We start from the raw sequence: 18,341 nt of genomic DNA on the forward strand, positions 1-18,341 counted from the left end.
GCCGACGATAAAACGATGCGCCATGACCTGCTTCAGCAAATCAGCCAATAATGTTTGTGTTTACGCCAACGTTGGATGTCGTCGCGATGCGCAATGTTTCGATTGATGAGCTGGACGATACGCCCCGCGTGGTGGTGGCTATCGGTACGGATTATGCCCACGGTCACTTGTTAGCCCGCCATACGCACCGTCGGGCACAACTGCTGTACGGCGCCACCGGAGTGATGCAAGTCAGCACCCATGATGGGAGCTGGGTGGTACCGCCACAGCGGGCGGTCTGGATCCCGGCTGGGGTCGCCCATGAAGTGTTGATGCTAGGGGTCAGCACCCGCAGTTTGTATATCGAGCCCGAGGCGGTTGATCTTGGAAGGCAGTGTCAGGTAATCGATGTTTCGCCGTTGATGCGCCACTTGCTGATGGAGGCCGTGGAGGCCCCGCTGAATTACGACGAGGCCGGGCGCGACGCAGTACTGATGGACTTGCTGCTGCATGAGCTGGCCCGGAGTACTCACCTGCCGCTGCACATTCCGCTGCCGGTTGAACCCCGGCTGCTGGGGTTGTGCCAGGCGTTTGTCCAACAACCGAACGCACATCAATCACCCCGGCAATGGGCCGATCAGTTACACATCAGCCTGCGCACTTTCAACCGGTTGTTCCGCCAGCAGACAGGTCTGAGTTTCAGCCAGTGGCGTCAACAGGCCTGTGTGGTATTGGCGCTGGCACGTCTTGCCACTGGCACGCCCGTCACCCGGATTGCCCTGGATTGCGGCTATGAAAGTCCGGCAGCTTTCTCGACCATGTTTCGCCGAATATTGGGTCAGGCGCCGTCAGTCTGGTTGGCCGCGACAAATAGCTGAACAGTCGCAGCACCCATGCCTGCCCGGTGGCCGAGCGACGACGTCACCCGCCCCTCTAGGGCCTGAAAGCTGGAATCTGCCGTGCCTCAGAGGCCTGCTCATAACCATGAGCCAGTGCCAGCAACCTGGCATCACTCCAACGAGTTCCGAAGAAGAGCACCGAGGTCGGTACACCCTCTTCGTCCATTCCCGAAGGCACCATGATGCTGGGGTAACCCGCCAGCGCTATGGCGTTCAAGCCGGGCGAGCCGACATCCATTACCAACGCATCCAGTTGATGCGCTACCAGCAAACTGTCGATCGCTGCCGCATTTTCACGCTGGATTTTTCGCCATAACCCGTTGTAAACACCGACATCAAACTCAATGTCATTGGCGGCACTCAATATGGCTTGGCCATACGCGCCGGCACCGGGAGTCTGCTTGTTGTATTGCAACAGGTCCTCAAGGCTCTGGACCGGGAGGCCGGCTCGCGCTGCCAGATACTCGGGCAGATGCCGTTTGAAACCCATGGCGAAGGCCTCATCCATGCGTTCCGATACGGGATCATTGAGTTGCACCGGGATCAAGGTGGCGCCGGCGGCCTGCATGACTTCCAGCGCACGGGAAAACTGAGGGTCGCTCTGCGCCGCCTCGCCGCCTGTATCGAACTTGAGCGGAAAACCAATGCGCCGTCCCACCAGCGCGTCCGGGCGCAGCAATTGTGTGTAGTCGACAGCGCTGATGGCTCGAGGTTTTTTGATCGGTTCGGCGGCGTCATTGCCGGTCATTGAATTCAACAGCAGCGCGGCTTCGCGCACGGTGCGTGTCATTGGGCCGGGCGTATCCACGTGCAGATTGACCGGAATGATGCCTGTGCGGCTCAGCAGGCCAACCGTAGGTTTGAGGCCGACAATGCCGTTGAGGGAGGCCGGGCAGATAATCGAACCGGTGGTTTCCGTGCCGACGGTCAAGGGTGCAAAACCGGCAGCGACAGCGGCGGCCGAACCCGAACTGGAGCCGCATGGGGTGGCGCTCAATACATGAGGATTTCGGGTTTGTCCGCCTCGGCCACTCCAACCGTCGGGAATGCCGGCATCGCGAAAATTCGCCCATTCACTGAGGTTGGTTTTTCCCAGAATGACCGCCCCGGCGGCCCGTAGTCGTTGCACGATGAAGGCATCCTGCGCGGCGGGTTGCCCGACCATGGCCAACGAACCGGCGCTGGTCTGCATCTGGTCGGCCGTGTCGATGTTGTCCTTCAACAGCACCGGAACGCCATGCAGCGGACCGCGGACATGGCCTGCTCGGCGCTCCTGGTCCAGCGATTGCGCGATGGCCACTGCGTCCGGATTGAGCTCGATGACCGCGTTGATCGCCGGCCCCTGCTTGTCCAGCGCCTCGATACGCTGCTGCAGATGCCGCACCAGCGCCACGGCACTCAACTCATTGCGAGCCATTCTCTGGTTGATCTGATCGACGCTCAAATACTCCAGCCGCGATTCGGGGGCGGGGGTCTGCGCATAGGCTGCGCTGGCCATGGAAAACAGAACAATCTGGGCCAGCCGCGTCCTGCAGCTTTTTAACGTTACGTCCATGTGAAAAAGATCCTGTGATGATGGATGACGAGTGAAGAAACTCCCTCGCGATCTAGCCTACCGACGCGACTGGAAATGTCCGTCATCACTTATCGCCGGAGCGCGTCTGAAAATTCGCCACCCGCTGCAGCCATTTTACTGGTGAGGCCCCTCGAACCACCGTCTGTCTGGTTGACCGGGCGCAATCGCCAAAATGTTTGATCCGGACCCAAAACAACTGTACAAAAACACAGTACGTATTTACCTGACACTCTCGAGCCCGGAGCACACCATGGCCTCTTTTGCGATGAACATTACCCTGGAACGTATCGCCCTTTTCCAGTTCACCCCTGCCCACTGCGCCCAGGCCCGAGCGATGTTGGGCTGGCGCGTGGAAGAGTTGTCCGAAGAATCCGGGGTGGGTGTGGAGGCCATTCAGCGCTTCGAGGCCATGCAAGACATACCGGATACGGCGCGCTTGAGCTTGGCCTATCGGTTTGAATCGGAGGGTCTGGTGTTCTTCCCGGGGTTTGCGCCGGGCTGGGGAATGAATGTGAAAGGGTCTACACCGAACCCGGTGGGGCGCACGGATTATGCGATGGTTGAGTAAGGTGATTGGCAGATGAATGTAATGGAAGCAAGCAGCAGCGGCGATACCGACGTAGGAGACAGGCGGGTCCACGCTGACTATCTCATGAAAATCGGCATGCGCCTGAAAGCCGGTGAGCTGACCGAAGCTGAAGCGGCAAAGAAACTCGGGCTGTCTGCGGACGAGCTGACTGAGGTACTCAGCGGAAAATCCAGTGAACTGACCGTGACGAAGATCTGGAAATATCTGGACCTGCAACAGACAGAACGCCAGTAGTTCGTTACGAAGCTCCGGGCCGATCCCCATTTGGAAAGGCCCGGTAACGCAACATCAGGCGTTTTGCGCCGTCACCGGATCACTCTCGTTTTCCACGCCCAGCCACCAGGCGCCACCCCGCAGGGGCTGGACGATATTGAAAGCCTCGCCCATTTGCGGCGTGGCGATCGAAACACTTCGTTCCCAGGCCAACGCCAGGATGCGGTCGAAGGGTTCGTGCCAGGCGTGCATCGACAGATCAAAGGTGCCGTTGTGAATCGGCAGCAACCAGCGGCCCTTGAGGTCGATGTGGGCTTGCAGGGTTTCTTCCGGTTGCATGTGCACATGCGGCCACTCGACGTTGTAGGCGCCGGTTTCCATCAAGGTCAGGTCGAACGGGCCGTACTGTTCACCGATGCGTTTGAAGCCATCGAAGTAACCGCTGTCGCCGCTGAAGAAGACGCGCGTGTCGCCGTCGATCATCACCCACGAAGCCCACAGCGTGCTGTTGCCGTCGAAAAGGCCACGACCGGAAAAGTGTTGCGAAGGCGTGGCGACAAACTGCATGCCATCAACGTCAGTGCTTTGCCACCAGTCCAGTTGACGAACCTTGCTGGCGTCGATGCCCCACTTGATCAGGGTGTCGCCCACGCCCAGCGGCGTCAGGAAATACCTGGCCTTGTCTGCCAGTTTGAGCACGGCCTGGTAATCAAGGTGGTCGTAGTGATCGTGGGAAAGGATCACCGCTTCAATCGGCGGCAATTCTTCGAGGCTGATCGGCGGCTGGTGAAACCGCTTGGGGCCAGCCCATTGCACAGGCGATGCACGCTCGGCGAAGACCGGGTCGGTGATCCAGAATTTGTCTCGCAGCTTGAGCAGCAAGGTGGAATGGCCGAGACGCCAGACGCTGTGATTGGGCGCGGCGATGAGCGCGGCGCGAGTCAGCGCCTGCACCGGAACCGCTGAGCTCGGGCGGGTGTTGCGCGGTTTGTGGAAGATCATGTTCCACATGATGCGCAGGGTTTTGCGAAAATCTGCGCGCGTGACAGGCGCATGGTTTCGGAAATGCCCTTCTACCTGACGAGACGCTTCAGGCGTTGCAGCATCGCTCGCGAGGGAAGTGCCCGATGGGGGAGTGAGAGTGGCCATGAATGAGTGACTCCAGAAAACCCGCAGAATTCGCGGTTTCCGCTTTGGGGCGATAAATGGCCAAGGCACGCACGCATCAGCCGGACGTTCTATTTGTCGCTGCGCAGGATTAACAAAACATTACACTGCACAGTGTAGTTTCTAGGTTGCATCAAAGCCGATCACAAGTAAACTGCCGAGTGTAATTCTCACCCTTTCCTGCCGAAGCGTATTTATGACAGCTCCACAGCGCCTCACCGACCGAAAACGCGAAGCCATCATCCAGGCAGCCATCGCCGAGTTTCGCGCCAACGGTTTTGATATCACCAGCATGGACAAGATTGCCGCCACAGCCGGGGTGTCGAAGCGCACGGTGTACAACCATTTCCCGAGCAAGGAAGAGTTGTTTGCCGAAATTCTCAGTCAGTTGTGGGCACGGGTTTCTGCCGAGCAGGAAAGCGCTTACCGTCCCGACCTGCCGCTACGCGACCAATTGCGTCCTATGCTGATGATCAAGATGCAGATGCTGGCCGACAACAATTTCCTCGACCTGGCACGGGTCGCCATCGCTGCAACCATTCACTCCCCAGAGCGGGCGCAGAACATGGTGGCGCGCATGGGCGAACGCGAAACCGTCCTGACCGTGTGGATTCGTGCTGCCCAGGCCGATGGCCGACTGAAGGCGGTCACCCCCGATTTCGCCGCACAACAGGTTCAGGGGCTGCTGAAGGCGTTCGCATTCTGGCCGCAGATTTCCATGGGCCAGGCAGGACTGTCAGTCGACATGCAAAATACCGTCGTCGAGTCCGCCATGGACATGTTCCTCGCCTGCTATAAGCTCTAATTCAAGGCACCGCCGCATTTGCGTTCACGGTAAATGGCTTGGAAGGACACTGATTATTCCTTATGGAATAAATGACAATGTCTGACAATTTACCGATGAGCGGTAGCCTGAAAAGCACGCGGCAAAGTGTTTCAGAATGAATCTGGCGCGGACCATCATGGAAAACCAACGCGGCAAGGGCTTGTCGTTTGCCCGACGCATTTACCTGCCCCGTACCATCGGGCTGGGCATCGGCAGCCTCAGTGTAGGAGCGGCTCTCTATACCTTGAATATGCCGGCCTGGATTTGGGCCTTCCTGCTGTTCAACGGCTTTATCTGGCCACACCTGGCTTTTCAACTCTCGACCCGCTCCGCATTTCCCTACCAGGCCGAACGCCGCAACCTGTTTTACGATTCGTTGTGCGGCGGGTTCTGGGCGGCCACGGTGCAATTCAACCCGCTCACAGCGGTCACCGTGCTGGCGATGATGTCCATGAACAACGTCGCAGCGGGCGGCCTGAAGATGTTGCGCCTGGGAACGATTGCCCAGGTCGCGGGGGTGCTGGTGTCGTGGATGATCTTCGGCCCGGGCTTCAATCTGGTGACGACGCCTATGCAGGTGTGGGCCTGTTTGCCGATGCTGACCCTCTATCCATTGGCGCTAGGGATGGTCTGCTATCAATTGGCAATCAAACTCGCCCAGCATAAACGCACCCTGAGTGCCCTGAGCCGTACCGACAGCCTCACCGGCCTGCTCAACCACGGCGCCTGGAAAGACCTGCTGCGTATCGCTTTCCAGCAGTGCCGCCAGCACCAGCAGCCGGCGACTATTGCCCTGATCGACATCGACTACTTCAAGGGCATCAACGACACCTACGGGCATATTATCGGCGACTCGGTATTGCGTCAGTTAAGCATTGAAATCAAAAACAACCTGCGTGACAGCGACATGGCCGGGCGTTATGGCGGTGACGAATTCTGTGTGATTCTGCCCAACATGCCATTGCATCAGGCCCGGGATGTCATGGAGCGCTTACGCGAAGTGCTCCATGACTATCGCCATCAACAAGTGCCGCAACTACGAGTCAGCCTGAGCATTGGCCTGGCCGCGTATCAAACATCATTTGCCGATGCACTAGCCTGGCTGGATGATGCGGACAAGGCGCTGTACATCGCCAAAAACACCGGTCGCAATAAAATCAGTATTGCCCCCTGCCTCTCGGCTTTGGGCAGCTGAAACGGGGTAGCTGCGCAAAAAACTTGTACAAGTGGTCAAAAAATCGAATTCTTGTACAATTTTATCCGTTTTTGTATAAGTATTTCCTGTCTTCATGGAAGGTGGACATTGAGCGGACAACGCCGAAGACAAGCTTGGTCTTCGGCCTGCACTCGACGGAATAGGGACTGACTCCTTGTTGTTCCCCTCACCTCTCGAGTACCGCCGCCATGCTATTCAATCGCCATAAATCCACCATCGACGACCTCCAGCAAACCATCGCCGGCCAGACCGGCCTGCTTGAAGCGATTGATCGCTCGATGGCGGTCATCGAGTTTGACCTGGACGGTGTGGTACTACGGGCCAACGACAACTTCCTCAAGACCATGGGTTTCAGCCGCGATCAAGTGATTGGCAAGCCGCACCGTCAATTCTGTACCCCGCAATTCAGCCGCAGCAGCCAGTACAGCCAACTGTGGTCACGGCTGAAAAACGGTCAATTCGAGTCAGGCACCTTTGAACGGGTCAACGGCGCCGGGCAGCCGATCTGGCTGGAGGCCAGCTACAACCCGATCAAGGACGCGTCCGGGCGCGTGGTGAAAGTGGTCAAGTACGCCATGGACGTGACCGCTCGCGTCCAGCATGAAAGCGAATCCGAGGCCAAGTTGCAGGCCATCGACCGCGCAATGGCGGTCATCGAGTTCAATCTGGACGGCAGTATCATCACCGCCAATCAGAACTTCCTGAGCCGAATGGGTTACACCCTGGCCGAACTCAAGGGCAAGAATCACCGGTTGTTCTGCACCCCTGAACTGATCAACAGCAGCGCTTACCAGGATTTCTGGCGACGCCTGAATCAGGGCGAACTGTTCAGCGGCCAGTTCGAGCGGGTGGACAAGCATGGCCGGACGGTGTGGCTGGAAGCCAACTACAACCCGGTGTACGACGCCGGTGGTCGGCTGTGCAAAGTGGTGAAGTTTGCCTCCGACGTCACCGCCCGTGTCGAACAACACGCCCAGGATGCCCGCAGCGCGACCGAGGCGTATCACATCTCGGTGCAAACCCGGAAAGTCGCTGAGCAAGGGACTCAGGTGATTCAGCAGGCAGCCAGTGAAATGCGCGAAATTGCCAACAGCATTGCCGAGTCGTCGACCTTGATCGCCCTGCTCGGCGAACGCTCCGAACAAATCACCGCCATCGTCAACACCATCCGCGCGATTGCCGACCAGACCAATTTGCTCGCGCTCAACGCCGCCATTGAAGCGGCGCGTGCCGGGGAACAAGGGCGAGGCTTTGCGGTGGTGGCCGATGAAGTGCGACAACTGGCGGCGCGCACCAGCGGCTCCACCGCCGAGATATCGACCATGATCGGTCTGATCCAGACCGAAACCCGGCAAGCGATCAAGAGCATGGACGGCACCCGAGATCGGGCGGCCGAAGGGGTTGAACTGGCGAATCAGGCTGGCACGGTGATCCTGCAAATTCGTGACGGCGCGAGCAATGCGGTGCAGGCGGTGAGCATGTTTGCCAATGAGCGGGCGCCGGACTGAGGCTTTTCAAGCGAGGAAACCGTGGCGGCCCCATCGCGAGCAAGCTCGCTCCCACAGGGGAATGCATTCCAAATGTGGGAGCGGGGTTGCTCGCGAAGGCGTTCTCCCGTTCAACATCGATTCAGCTACCCGACGCTCACGCAGGGCTATAGTGACTCCACGTCCAAAAGCCTTGCAGAGAGCCCCATGAGTTCAGACAAAAACGAAACAAAAGACCCCGCCGATCACCTGCGCTTCCATCGTCCCCACGCCCATCTATCGTCAACCTTCGGCAACGACGCATTCGCCCTGCGTGCCGAGTCCTTTGCGCGGTTCTTCGGCACACCGACCTTCCTCGGCGCGCAAACCCTGATCGTGGCGATATGGATCGGGCTCAACCTGGCCGGCATCACCACCTTCGACGTCTACCCGTTCATCCTGCTCAACCTGGCGTTCAGCTTGCAGGCAGCCTATGCCGCACCGCTGATTTTGCTGGCGCAGACCCGTCAGGCCGCGCGGGACAAGGCGCAGTCCGACGCCGACGCGCAGCACCGTGAAGCGCTGGCCACGGCCAACACCGTACGTCAGGCCCAGGCAGAGAAGAACACCGAACAACTGTTGGCGCTGCTGGAGCAGAACACCAAACTTACCGAAATGACCAAGGCGCTGACCGAGCGCATCGAGAACCTGACGTCTGAAATGCATGAGCATTTCGTGCGCAAGGAACCGCCTCAGGCCTGAGTCGTTTCATGGCAGTTTCAGCGCCCGCCCCAACTCGTCGAACAACGTCACCACCGAGCGCAAGGCACGGCAGTCCGGGCGGGTCAGCAGCCAGAGGGCGGTGTCACATCCGGGCAGTGGATCGCTCAGCGGCTGCAAGCCGTCGCCGATCAAAAAGTCCGGCAACGCCGCCACGCCGAGTCCGGCGCGCACCAGCTCGGTGACCGACAGCATGCTGTTGCAGCGATAACCCGGCACCACGCCGGGCCAATGCTGACGGCGCCAGGCGATGGTCGGGTGATCGGGCAGGAAGTCGTCCGGGGCAATCCAGGTCAGCGCCGTCAGTTCTTGCTCAGTGATCGTTTCCAGATAAGCCGTGCTGCCACAAACCCGATAAGAAACCTGCGCCAGGCATCGGCCCACCAGATGCTCGGGCGGTGTGCGGGTCAGGCGCAAGGCGATGTCGGCATCCCGGCGGCTGAGGTTGGCGAAGTCGTTGGAGGTACTGAGTTCGAGGGTCAGCGCCGGATAAGCCGGCATGAACTGCGCCAGCGCCGGCAGCAACAAGCCTTGCAGGACCGAATCGGTACACGTCAGGCGCACCGTGCCGCTGATGATTTCACCGCCCTGCTCCACGCCGATGCGCGCCGCGTCCAGCGCCTGCTCGGCCCGCTCCGCCTGTTCGGCGAGGGTCTGCGCCAGGGATGTCGGCAGGTAACCGGCGCGGCTCTTTTCAAACAATTGCTGGCCCAGCGCAGCCTCCAGGCGCCTGACCGCGCGAAACACCGTGGACACGTCTACCTTCAACAACTGCGCAGCCCGGGCCAGAGAACCGCCGCGTACCAAGGCGAGGATCAGTGCCAGGTCCGGGTAGTCCAGCCGATAGTGCGTCGGTGCATTGATCAATTGGGATAACGCCAATATTGAGTGCGTGAACGCCAATCTATAGTGGCCGCCAGGAATCAACAAGCGCAGAGAACTGACATGGACAACAACGCCATCCGCATCGCCCTGATCGGCGACTACGACCCGCAAGTCACCGCCCACCAAGCCATCCCCGTCGCCCTCGGCATGGCCGCCGAACACCGCGGCGCCAACGTGCAGTTCGAATGGCTCGCCACCGAGCAGATCAATGCCCAGACAGCGCTGGAGCACTTCGCCGGTTTCTGGTGCGTGCCCGCCAGCCCTTATCGCAACGTTGACGGCGCATTACGGGCAATTGGTTTTGCCCGCGAACAGCAACACCCGTTCCTCGGCACCTGCGGCGGTTTTCAGCATGCGGTGCTGGAATATGCCCGCAATGTAATGGGCTGGACCGACGCCGAACATGGCGAAACATCCCCCAATGCCAAGCGGGCGCTGCTCACGCCACTGACCTGCTCGCTGGTGGAAGCGGTGGACAGCATTCATCTGGTGGCAGATTCGTTGATCGCACGGGCGTACGAAAATACCGAGATTCATGAGGGATATCGCTGCCGTTACGGCGTGAATCCCGAGTTCGAGCATGAGTTGCTGAGCCAGCAATTGCGCGCAGTGGGCCACGATTCGGCGGGGGATTTGCGGGCGGTGGAACTCAGCGGTCATCCCTTCTTTGTCGCCACGCTGTTTCAGCCGGAACGTGCAGCGCTCAAGGGCACGTTGCCGCCGCTGGTCCGGGCATTTGTCGAGGCTTGCGCGAGACAGCAGCCATGATCGCCGAGACGCCTTCGGGCAGCTGTTATGCGGTGATCTTCACTTCCCTGCGCACCGATGGCGATCAGGGTTACGCCGCCGCGGCTGAACGTATGGTGGAGCTGGCCCGCGGGCAGCCGGGCTTTCTCGGGGTCGAGTCGGCTCGGGGCGAGGACGGGCTGGGGATTACCGTGTCGTACTGGAGCAGTGAGGCGGCGATTCTGGCCTGGAAGCAGCACCCGGAACATGCTGCGATTCGTGAGCGTGGGCGTTCGACCTGGTATTCGGCGTGTCATACACGGGTGTGCAGGGTTGAGCGGGAGTATCGGTTTCAACAGTGAGGGCAGTGCTGCTCTTCAGTCAGTCTTCGCGAGCAGGCTCGCTCCCACAGGGGGAACTTCAGCGACCGCAAAATATGTGAACCCTGAAGATCTCATGTGGAAGCGAGCCTGCTCGCGAAGAGGCCAGCACAGTCACCGCAGATCTCAGCCCCCCACCAGACTGCGCACCGCCGAAATCTCCGGCACTTCCCGCCGATTCATATACACCCGTAACGGCTCGGTAATGTTGATCCGGTCATCGATATTCTGGTCCAGCAACAGCTGAATCAACTCACGCTTGAGGGTCATGGCCTGCGCAGGCCCGGCAACCCAGACGAACTCACTGGTGGGAATGATGCCGTCGTCCGCCACGTCCATGCCGAATGAGTCTTCGCTGAAACGCACGATGTACTGGCCGGTTTTGCGATTGAGCCCGACGAAGCCTTTAAGCAGATCGGCAGCCTCACAGATGAGCTGGGAAGTGATGCGCATGATAAACCTCACAAAAGGCCCGAAAGGCCGGTGAACAATGGTTTACACGCAGGACAAGCAAACGGGTTTTCCCTCTGGTGGGGAAACTGCCGTGGCCAAGAGTACTGCAAAGAAGTGCACAGTTGCGCTGAAAAATCCGTTTTAAACAGGTTTATGTCGGTCTGGCGATGGCGTTGGCGGCATTCAGTTGTTAAAAGGTACGTCTTTGAAATCTACCTGCGAAAGGACCTCGACCATGCCTGCCACTTTCACCAAAAGCGCCCTGCTGCTGAGCCTGATGCTCGGCCTAGGCCAGGCGCAGGCCGCCGCCCCCTCCAGCGCCACCGCGCTGGCCACCACCCTTGGCATTCCGCACCCGGCCGTGATCGCTCACCGTGGCGCGTCTTTCGATGCCCCGGAATCCACTGCTGCGTCCTACAAACTGGCCCGTGACCTGGGTGCCGACTACCTGGAAATGGACCTGCAACGCAGCAAGGACGGCGTGCTGTTTGCCCTGCACGACAACAACCTGCAACGCACCACCGACGTCGGCAGCAAATTCCCTGAGCGCAAGGACAGCCCGGCCAACGCCTTCACCATGGCCGAACTGAAAACCCTCGACGCCGGCAGCTGGTTCAACGCCGCTTACCCGGATCGCGCGCGCCCGGCTTACGTCGGCCTGAAAATCCTCACCCTCGATGAAATCATCGACATTGCCGAAAGCAATCCGCTGCACAAGCCCGGCCTGTACATCGAAACCAAGGAGCCGAAGCAATTCCCCGGCATCGAACACGACCTGCGGGAAAAACTCCAGGATCGTGGCTGGCTGAGCCCGGCCGGTTCAAAACTGGCGAAGAGCGAGCTGGCGGTTGGCCAGGGCAAAGGCAAGGTCGTGCTGCAAACCTTTGAGAAAAGCAGCCTCGAACTGCTGCAAAAAGAAATGCCGCAAGTGCCGAAGATCCTGCTGCTGTGGGTCGGCGAAGGCAGCATCGAACCGAAGTCCAAAGTGACGTTCGCCGAATCCGGCGACAAGGACAAAGCCACGTTCTACGCCAAACAGGAGCCGAAATCCAAAGCCGAATTCCAGCAATGGGTCGAGTACGCCAAGGCCCAAGGCGCGATCGGCACCGGTCCATCGGCGGCACTGACCAAGGGTGGCGATCAGAGCTACTCCGACCTGGTGCAGCCGTGGATGAACCAGTACACCCATGATCAGGGCATGCTGGTACACGTCTACACCATCGACGACGCCGTGGATTATCAGAAAGTGATGGACGCCGGTGTCGACGGCATCTTCACCAACCGCGCCAGCGAACTGCTGAAGTTCTACAAGCGCCCGGCCGCCGCCAGCGTTGCGCAATTGCTGAAGAACAACGGTTATTGAGTGACCGCCGACATCGAATGGACAGGACGCCTGTGGTTAGGCCGTGATTACGGCCTGATCCACGGTGTTCCGGGGCGCACCGCGCCCCATGCCCATTACGCCCATCAACTGATTCTCGCCCCCGGTCGGCCGCTCACCGTCAGCCTTGATGGTGTGATCCAGACCGCCCGCCGCCTGTTCATTCCGTCCCACGTCAGCCACGCCATTGTCGAGGCAACGGACGCCGTATTCACGGTCTACGTCGAGCCGCAGGCATTCGACGTGCAGGCATTGCGTGACGCGCTGTTTGACACCGTTGCAACACCGCACAACCTCATCAACGCCCTGCACGACTGCCCTCGTCGCGCCTTGGGCGATCCCCGACTTGAGCGCGCCTTGTCTACTCTCGACAGCTTGCTGACCGACAAAGTCCAGACCCGCGCATTGGCCGACGAGGCGCACCTGTCGTCGAGTCAACTGCAACGGCTATTCGCCAGTCAACTGGGCCTGCCGGTACGGCGACTGGTGCTGTGGCGACGACTGCGTCGGGCGATGGCGCTGATTCTGGCGGGGCGTTCGGTGACTGAGTCTGCTCACGAAGCCGGTTTTGCCGACTCGGCGCATTTTTCCCGCAGCCTGAAAAAACTCTTCGGTGTCACCGCGCGCCAGGGTTTGCGCCACATTGATCTGCAACTGCTGGACTGACTCAGCGGCGTAACCCCTCAGGCACCATGGGCTCCTTGCTCAGTACCGCCGGCCGAAAAGGGTCGCGCAATTGCGCCAGGTAATCCTTCGGAAAGTCCGGGCGACTGCCGATGCCCAGGTCGCCGTGGCGGATTTGATAGTCATCGCAATGAAAAGCGCTGCCCAGCACAACGTCCCACAGATTGAAGAACAAGCCGAAATTCACATCGCCAGCCCGCCCGTACTTCATGTGGTGAAACCGATGCACCGGCGCCCAGGCGAACACCCGGCGCAACGGCCCCAGGCGCATGTCGACATTGGAATGCTGCAACAACAGTTGAATGGCGATGGCAAACGCCAACAGTGCGGCTACTGGCAGCGGAATGCCGAGGACCAGTAATGGCAACAGCCCGGCAGACGCTTCGAACAATTGGTGCAAAGGGTGTTTCATCAGGCCGTTGAACCCGTACAGCCGTTCAACGCTGTGATGCACCGCGTGCAGGCGCCACAACCACGGCACTCGGTGGCTGGTGTAATGCATCAGGCTGATACCGGCATCGGCAATGACAATCGCCAGCGCCAGTTGCAACCACAGCGGCCAGCCATCCGGCCAGATCCCGTCAAACGACAACAGCGCCACCAGCCCCGGCAACGCCAGCAAACCAAGGGCGTTCAACGCTTCGTTGACCAGCCCGTGAACAATGTCACGGGCACGATCACCTACCGGGTGATTCCAGCGGGGCTCATACGGCAGCGCCCATTCGGCCAGAAACGAGACCGTCAGGGCGACGAGAAACACCGGCAGCAAGCAGACCGGCGACACCCCCATGTCACCCACCAACCACAAGCCCGCACCCAGGCATCCGCCCCAGAACAGTGGCGCATACAACACTGCAACGATTCGTTTCATCCGTACCTCCGTTGATCGAAGGCACAGCTTGAAACGACGCGAGCTGACGGAATTGAACAAACGACGCAATCGAACCCTTAGGCGTTTTTAAGGGTCAGTTAAGTTCGGCTCGCTAATCTGGCCCCACTTAAACAACTCACCCAAGGAAAGAACCTCATGAAAACATTGACCGCCCTGTTCGCCACTGCTGCCCTGACCCTGACAGCGGGCCTCGCCCAGGCCGATGTGCGTCCGGACCTGATTGCGGGCCTGATCAAGGACGGCAGCGTCATGGACTTGCAGAAACTCAACCAGGCCGCCCTCGCCCAGCATCCAGGCGCCACGGCGGCGAACATCACCGACACCGAGCTTGAGCAAAAAGGCAGCGCCTACGTTTATCAGGTGGAAATCCGCGATGCCAAAGGCCTGAAGTGGGACGTGGACCTGGATGCCAAGACCGGTCAGGTGCTGAGCAACAAACAAGACACCTGATCACGGCTTACCCGAATCAATGTGGGAGCGAGCCTGCTCCCACATTGGTCTTGTGTTCAATTGGAATGAAAACGCGCCAACCGCACCCCATGTCGCTAGAATCCGTTCACGGCGTTCAGGCAAGAGACAGGAAAATGGGACAGACAGCGGCAGCAGACATCGCCACGATCGGGCAGATCAGTGCCGTACCGGCGATTCTCCAGGTGATCCGCGAAATGACCGGCATGCGCTTTGCCGCCGTGGCTCGTGTTACAGAAGACTCGTGGACCGCCTGCGCCGTGCTGGATCAGCTGGATTTCGGCCTCAAGGTCGGCGGCGAACTGGACGTGGCCACCACCCTGTGCCACGAAATACGTGCCGCCCATGTCTCGGTGGTGATCGACAAGGCCAGCGAAGACCCGCTCTATCGCGACCACCACACCCCACGCCTCTATCAATTCGAAAGCTATATCTCGGTCCCGGTGTTTCGCACCGACGGGCGGTTTTTCGGCACCATTTGCGCCCTCGATCCAAAACCCGCCGAACTCAAGAGCAGCGCAATCCAGACCACCATGGAGTCCTTCGCCCGGCTGCTGTCATTGCAGATCGAAGCCGAGGAAACCCTGCAACTGACCGAACAGGCCCTGTACAAAGAACGTCAGACCGCCGAGCTGCGCGAGCAATTCATCGCGGTGCTGGGCCATGACCTGCGCAACCCGTTGTTCGCCATCAGCGCCGCCGCAGAAATGCTGCAGCGTAAATTCCCCAACCCGGCCAGCGACAAACTGGTGCAGCACATCCTCACCAGCAACCGCCGCGCTGCGCAGCTAGTGGATGACGTCCTGGACTTTGCCCGTGGGCGTCTGGGCAATGGCATACCGGTCAGTATCAAGCCTTGCTCGGACCTCGCCGATGCCTTGCAGCATGTGATTTCAGAGATACAAGGGGTGCACCCGCACAGGCACATTCGCGTCTCGATTGGCGACTTGACGGGTATCCATTGTGATCGCGAGCGCGTCGCACAATTGTTGTCCAACTTGCTGGCCAATGCCGTGACCCATGGCGACATCAAAGGCGATGTCGAGATCACCGCGCGGGTGGACCAGGGCGCCCTGATGCTGGCGGTGAAGAACCAGGGGCAAATCCCCGACGAGGTTTTGCCGCATCTGTTTCAGCCGTACTCGCGGCCGACCCGGGACACGCCCCAGGCCGGCCTCGGTCTGGGCCTCTACATTGCCAGCCAGATTGCCCAGTCCCACGGTGGACGCCTGCATGTGGCGTCCACCGCGCAGCACGGCACGCTGTTTACCTTCAGCTTGCCGCCGACGGTTTAAGCCGTCGTGCTGACTGACGAACCGGCGGTGCTGCTGCCTTCTTGCTGCAGCGCCTGCATCAGGGCCGCCGTGACCGTTTGCAGCGAACCCGAGGTCGCCGAGATCTGCGACTGCGCCGCCGACACGTCTGCCGCCTTGGCATCAGCGCTTTCCTGTTTGGACTGAGCGGCTTCCAGCTGCTGCTCTTGTTCCTGCAACTGCTTTTGCAAGGCAGCCATCTGCTTGCGCAGCTCTTTCACGGTGTCCGAGTCGGAGCTGCTGGAACTGCTGGAGCTGTCGCCACCGGCCGGTGCCGCACCACCGGACGCCTTGGTGGTGTCGCCGGTGGCGCTGGCCGAAGCGGTTGCCGTGGTGCTGCTGTCGTCAGTGCTGCCGTTGATGGCAACCTTGTTCGATGAAGGGGTCGACAGGGTCGAATTGATCGTCACAGAGGTAATGCTGACCATGGGGTTTATCCTTTTTGGGTTAAGGTTAATTCCATCATCGACATCCAAAGGCCTGACTTGAGATCGACTGTGTACCGATCAGGTAAGCAAACCGGTACACAGCCCCTGGCCTTACGCACTCAGGCGTGAAGTCACTTCATTCAACTGCCCCGACAACCCGTGCAGGTTGTGGCTGGCGGCTTCGGTGCGCTGCACGTTATCCAGGTTGGTGCTGGCAATACTGGTGATCTCAGTGAGGTTGCGCGAGATGTCTTCGGCCACTGAAGTTTGCTCTTCGGCGGCGGTGGCGATCTGGCGGTTCATGTCGCGAATGGCTTCCACGGCATGGGTGATACGCTCCAGCATGGCACCGGCCTGAGTCACTTGGGCGACACTCTCTTCGCTACGCGACTGACCGCTTTCGATGGCCTGAGCCGCGTCCACTGCACCGGTTTGTACGGTCTGGATGATCTGGTTGATCTCGATGATCGACGCCGCCGTGCGCTGGGCCAGGCTACGCACTTCATCGGCGACCACCGCAAAACCGCGTCCGGCTTCACCGGCACGCGCCGCTTCGATGGCGGCGTTGAGCGCCAGCAGGTTGGTCTGTTCGGCGATGCCGCGAATCACTTCCAGCACCTTGCCGATCCGCCCGCTGTCGGCTTCCAGACGACGGATAACGGTGGCGGTGTTGGCGATTTCGCCACGCATCTGGGTAATGGTGTGGATGGTCCCCTGCATGACTTTCTCGCCCTGCTGGGCGGACTGATCGGCGTCATCGGCGGCACGCGCAGCATCGGCGGCATGCCGGGCGACTTCCTGCGCGGTGGCAGACATTTCGTTCATGGCCGTCGCTACCTGATCGGTGCGGTTGAACTGCTCGTTGGTGCCGCTGGCCATCAAGGTCGCGATGGAATTCAACTCGCCGCTGGCGCTGTCCAGGTCCGACGCACTGCGTTGCAGTCGATTGAACGTTTCGGCAAGGAAATCGCGCAGGGTATTGGCCGCCATCGCCAGCTTGCCCAATTCGTCTTCACGGTTGCTGGCCACACGGTCGGCAACCTTGCCGCGACTGAGTTGCGCGACGTATTCGATCAGTGTGCGAATCGGCTCCACCAGGTTGCGGTTGATCAGCCACAGGCTCAACAGGCCGATCAGCACGCCAGACACGAGCATCACGATAATCCCCAGCAACACGGTGCGATCAGCATCGGCACTGATGATTTTCGATTGCTCGTCACCGTGTTTGCGCAGTTCGCCGACCAGATCACTCATCTGGTCACTGGTCGCGCGGTCCACACCTTTGACGGCGCTGTCGCCCGCTGTCGGGTCGGCACCGGCGGCGACATATGCATCGCGGCCCTTCTGGTACGCGGTGCCCAACTGACGGTGTTCGTCACGCAAGCGTTCGATGCGGCTCTTGAGTTGCGCATCAATGCCCTTCTGCCCTGCCAGCTCACCGAGAATGCCCTGCACGTCACGCTGGCGGTCTTCGAATTGCTTCCAGTATTTGTCCAGGTCCGCCGGCTGCTTGCCGCGCAGCAGGACGTTTTTCCACTCCTGAACCTGAACCTTGAATTGCAGGTTCGCTTCGTCGATCAACTGCGATGTGTGCAGCGGGCCGTCGATCAGATTGGCGTAGCTCTGCACGCCGCTGGAGAGAAAGTGAAAGCAGGCCAAAGCGATCAGCAACATCGCCAACAGGCTGCCACCGAGCAACGCGAGGATCTGGGCTCTCAGGGATTTTTGCAGCATCGAGTGATACTCATGACGGGGATGAGGCACGCCTGATTGGGCGTGAACGTTGTCCGGACATCCCTGTCTGCGCCCTTGGCTCATGGCCAGGGCGATGCAAGTTAACGTAAGCGTCATCGGCGTGCCAGAGCGCTTCTTGAGTCATTTCCGACCACCGGCGAGAGGCAGTTTTCCGGCGCCATGCAACCGTCACAAAACTGTCAAAACCGAGTACAAACAAAACGTGAAGGACAGCTGATTCATTGATACGCCACGCTCCCACAGTGACCGTGCTGGATTCTGATCA

General features: G+C 59.9%; 19 protein-coding genes and 2 pseudogenes. 14 read left to right on the plus strand and 7 right to left on the minus strand.

What is annotated here, in order from left to right:
• The first annotated feature begins 86 nt into the window (after positions 1 to 86).
• Positions 87 to 857, plus strand: coding sequence for an AraC family transcriptional regulator (locus tag POF45_RS08665; protein WP_259495905.1), 771 nt, complete (start codon positions 87 to 89; stop codon positions 855 to 857).
• Between the two features lie 55 nt (positions 858 to 912).
• Here the strand turns inward: POF45_RS08665 and POF45_RS08670 are convergent, their stop codons facing one another.
• Positions 913 to 2,433 carry an amidase family protein gene (locus POF45_RS08670; RefSeq protein ID WP_282315520.1) on the minus strand — a complete coding sequence of 507 codons (1,521 nt, stop codon included), beginning with the start codon at positions 2,431 to 2,433 and terminating at the stop codon, positions 913 to 915.
• Between the two features lie 271 nt (positions 2,434 to 2,704).
• On the opposite strand from POF45_RS08670, the gene POF45_RS08675 reads away from it, so the two are divergent.
• Complete coding sequence (locus tag POF45_RS08675; RefSeq protein ID WP_282315521.1) at positions 2,705 to 3,022, plus strand: helix-turn-helix domain-containing protein; 318 nt, start codon at positions 2,705 to 2,707, stop codon at positions 3,020 to 3,022.
• A 12-nt stretch (positions 3,023 to 3,034) separates the two neighbouring features.
• Complete coding sequence (locus POF45_RS08680; RefSeq protein ID WP_259495908.1) at positions 3,035 to 3,277, plus strand: helix-turn-helix domain-containing protein; 243 nt, start codon at positions 3,035 to 3,037, stop codon at positions 3,275 to 3,277.
• Between the two features lie 54 nt (positions 3,278 to 3,331).
• Here POF45_RS08680 and POF45_RS08685 read toward each other — a convergent pair whose 3' ends face one another.
• Positions 3,332 to 4,405 carry an MBL fold metallo-hydrolase gene (locus tag POF45_RS08685; protein ID WP_259495909.1) on the minus strand — a complete coding sequence of 358 codons (1,074 nt, stop codon included), beginning with the start codon at positions 4,403 to 4,405 and terminating at the stop codon, positions 3,332 to 3,334.
• Positions 4,406 to 4,619: 214 nt separating this feature from the next.
• Here POF45_RS08685 and POF45_RS08690 point away from each other — a divergent pair, with 214 nt between their 5' ends.
• The 5 genes and pseudogenes from POF45_RS08690 to POF45_RS08705 all read left to right on the plus strand — a co-directional run bounded on the left by POF45_RS08690 (position 4,620) and on the right by POF45_RS08705 (position 8,693).
• Complete coding sequence (locus POF45_RS08690) at positions 4,620 to 5,228, plus strand: TetR/AcrR family transcriptional regulator (RefSeq protein WP_259495910.1); 609 nt, start codon at positions 4,620 to 4,622, stop codon at positions 5,226 to 5,228.
• Between the two features lie 157 nt (positions 5,229 to 5,385).
• Positions 5,386 to 6,444, plus strand: coding sequence for a diguanylate cyclase (locus POF45_RS08695; protein WP_259495911.1), 1,059 nt, complete (start codon positions 5,386 to 5,388; stop codon positions 6,442 to 6,444).
• Positions 6,445 to 6,743: 299 nt separating this feature from the next.
• Positions 6,744 to 7,421, plus strand: a pseudogene (locus POF45_RS29830) (PAS domain-containing protein); the annotation flags it as partial.
• A 111-nt stretch (positions 7,422 to 7,532) separates the two neighbouring features.
• Positions 7,533 to 7,973, plus strand: a pseudogene (locus POF45_RS29835) (methyl-accepting chemotaxis protein); the annotation flags it as partial.
• Positions 7,974 to 8,159: 186 nt separating this feature from the next.
• Positions 8,160 to 8,693, plus strand: a complete 534-nt coding sequence (locus POF45_RS08705; RefSeq protein WP_259495913.1) for a DUF1003 domain-containing protein — start codon at positions 8,160 to 8,162, stop codon at positions 8,691 to 8,693.
• A gap of 6 nt (positions 8,694 to 8,699) precedes the next feature.
• Here the strand turns inward: POF45_RS08705 and POF45_RS08710 are convergent, their stop codons facing one another.
• Positions 8,700 to 9,641, minus strand: coding sequence for a LysR family transcriptional regulator (locus POF45_RS08710; protein WP_259503249.1), 942 nt, complete (start codon positions 9,639 to 9,641; stop codon positions 8,700 to 8,702).
• 15 nt (positions 9,642 to 9,656) lie between these two features.
• On the opposite strand from POF45_RS08710, the gene POF45_RS08715 reads away from it, so the two are divergent.
• Both POF45_RS08715 and POF45_RS08720 read left to right on the plus strand, forming a co-directional pair.
• Entirely contained in the window at positions 9,657 to 10,364 is a 708-nt protein-coding gene (locus tag POF45_RS08715; protein WP_282315522.1) for a CTP synthase C-terminal region-related (seleno)protein, read from the plus strand.
• Positions 10,361 to 10,684, plus strand: a complete 324-nt coding sequence (locus tag POF45_RS08720) for an antibiotic biosynthesis monooxygenase family protein (RefSeq protein ID WP_282315523.1) — start codon at positions 10,361 to 10,363, stop codon at positions 10,682 to 10,684. Before POF45_RS08715 ends, POF45_RS08720 begins: the two co-directional genes overlap by 4 nt.
• A 144-nt stretch (positions 10,685 to 10,828) precedes the next feature.
• On the opposite strand, the gene POF45_RS08725 is transcribed toward POF45_RS08720, so the two are convergent.
• On the minus strand, positions 10,829 to 11,155 hold the full coding sequence (locus tag POF45_RS08725) for a DUF2025 family protein (RefSeq protein ID WP_259495917.1): 327 nt from the start codon (positions 11,153 to 11,155) through the stop codon (positions 10,829 to 10,831).
• A gap of 235 nt (positions 11,156 to 11,390) precedes the next feature.
• Between POF45_RS08725 and POF45_RS08730 the strand changes: the two genes are divergently transcribed.
• Entirely contained in the window at positions 11,391 to 12,518 is a 1,128-nt protein-coding gene (locus POF45_RS08730; RefSeq protein ID WP_259495919.1) for a glycerophosphodiester phosphodiesterase, read from the plus strand.
• Entirely contained in the window at positions 12,519 to 13,202 is a 684-nt protein-coding gene (locus POF45_RS08735) for a helix-turn-helix transcriptional regulator (RefSeq protein ID WP_259495921.1), read from the plus strand.
• Position 13,203: 1 nt separating this feature from the next.
• Here the strand turns inward: POF45_RS08735 and POF45_RS08740 are convergent, their stop codons facing one another.
• Positions 13,204 to 14,091: a sterol desaturase family protein gene (locus POF45_RS08740; protein ID WP_282315524.1), complete on the minus strand. Its 888-nt coding sequence runs from the start codon at positions 14,089 to 14,091 to the stop codon at positions 13,204 to 13,206.
• Positions 14,092 to 14,247: 156 nt separating this feature from the next.
• Between POF45_RS08740 and POF45_RS08745 the strand changes: the two genes are divergently transcribed.
• On the plus strand, positions 14,248 to 14,562 hold the full coding sequence (locus POF45_RS08745) for a PepSY domain-containing protein (RefSeq protein WP_259495923.1): 315 nt from the start codon (positions 14,248 to 14,250) through the stop codon (positions 14,560 to 14,562).
• Between the two features lie 134 nt (positions 14,563 to 14,696).
• Positions 14,697 to 15,875: a GAF domain-containing sensor histidine kinase gene (locus POF45_RS08750; RefSeq protein WP_259495925.1), complete on the plus strand. Its 1,179-nt coding sequence runs from the start codon at positions 14,697 to 14,699 to the stop codon at positions 15,873 to 15,875.
• Here the strand turns inward: POF45_RS08750 and POF45_RS08755 are convergent.
• On the minus strand, positions 15,872 to 16,321 hold the full coding sequence (locus tag POF45_RS08755; RefSeq protein ID WP_282315525.1) for a hypothetical protein: 450 nt from the start codon (positions 16,319 to 16,321) through the stop codon (positions 15,872 to 15,874). The genes POF45_RS08750 and POF45_RS08755 overlap by 4 nt on opposite strands.
• A 111-nt stretch (positions 16,322 to 16,432) precedes the next feature.
• Entirely contained in the window at positions 16,433 to 18,172 is a 1,740-nt protein-coding gene (locus POF45_RS08760) for a methyl-accepting chemotaxis protein (protein WP_409077900.1), read from the minus strand.
• Between the last annotated feature and the right edge of the window lie 169 nt (positions 18,173 to 18,341).

Origin of the sequence: Pseudomonas fungipugnans, from assembly GCF_029955235.1 — a bacterium.
GTDB classification, from domain to species: domain Bacteria; phylum Pseudomonadota; class Gammaproteobacteria; order Pseudomonadales; family Pseudomonadaceae; genus Aquipseudomonas; species Aquipseudomonas fungipugnans.

What these genes read in the sequence shown, in the direction of transcription:
- POF45_RS08755 (WP_282315525.1), bottom strand. Translation starts at nt 16,321, where the DNA reads ATGGTCAGCATTACCTCTGTGACGATCAATTCGACCCTGTCGACCCCT.
- POF45_RS08725 (WP_259495917.1), bottom strand. Translation starts at nt 11,155, where the DNA reads ATGCGCATCACTTCCCAGCTCATCTGTGAGGCTGCCGATCTGCTTAAA.
- POF45_RS08730 (WP_259495919.1), top strand. Translation starts at nt 11,391, where the DNA reads ATGCCTGCCACTTTCACCAAAAGCGCCCTGCTGCTGAGCCTGATGCTC.
- POF45_RS08675 (WP_282315521.1), top strand. Translation starts at nt 2,705, where the DNA reads ATGGCCTCTTTTGCGATGAACATTACCCTGGAACGTATCGCCCTTTTC.
- POF45_RS08750 (WP_259495925.1), top strand. Translation starts at nt 14,697, where the DNA reads ATGGGACAGACAGCGGCAGCAGACATCGCCACGATCGGGCAGATCAGT.
- POF45_RS08740 (WP_282315524.1), bottom strand. Translation starts at nt 14,091, where the DNA reads ATGAAACGAATCGTTGCAGTGTTGTATGCGCCACTGTTCTGGGGCGGA.
- POF45_RS08715 (WP_282315522.1), top strand. Translation starts at nt 9,657, where the DNA reads ATGGACAACAACGCCATCCGCATCGCCCTGATCGGCGACTACGACCCG.
- POF45_RS08685 (WP_259495909.1), bottom strand. Translation starts at nt 4,405, where the DNA reads ATGGCCACTCTCACTCCCCCATCGGGCACTTCCCTCGCGAGCGATGCT.
- POF45_RS08720 (WP_282315523.1), top strand. Translation starts at nt 10,361, where the DNA reads ATGATCGCCGAGACGCCTTCGGGCAGCTGTTATGCGGTGATCTTCACT.
- POF45_RS08680 (WP_259495908.1), top strand. Translation starts at nt 3,035, where the DNA reads ATGAATGTAATGGAAGCAAGCAGCAGCGGCGATACCGACGTAGGAGAC.
- POF45_RS08760 (WP_409077900.1), bottom strand. Translation starts at nt 18,172, where the DNA reads ATGACGCTTACGTTAACTTGCATCGCCCTGGCCATGAGCCAAGGGCGC.
- POF45_RS08745 (WP_259495923.1), top strand. Translation starts at nt 14,248, where the DNA reads ATGAAAACATTGACCGCCCTGTTCGCCACTGCTGCCCTGACCCTGACA.
- POF45_RS08665 (WP_259495905.1), top strand. Translation starts at nt 87, where the DNA reads ATGCGCAATGTTTCGATTGATGAGCTGGACGATACGCCCCGCGTGGTG.
- POF45_RS08695 (WP_259495911.1), top strand. Translation starts at nt 5,386, where the DNA reads ATGGAAAACCAACGCGGCAAGGGCTTGTCGTTTGCCCGACGCATTTAC.
- POF45_RS08690 (WP_259495910.1), top strand. Translation starts at nt 4,620, where the DNA reads ATGACAGCTCCACAGCGCCTCACCGACCGAAAACGCGAAGCCATCATC.
- POF45_RS08705 (WP_259495913.1), top strand. Translation starts at nt 8,160, where the DNA reads ATGAGTTCAGACAAAAACGAAACAAAAGACCCCGCCGATCACCTGCGC.
- POF45_RS08670 (WP_282315520.1), bottom strand. Translation starts at nt 2,433, where the DNA reads ATGGACGTAACGTTAAAAAGCTGCAGGACGCGGCTGGCCCAGATTGTT.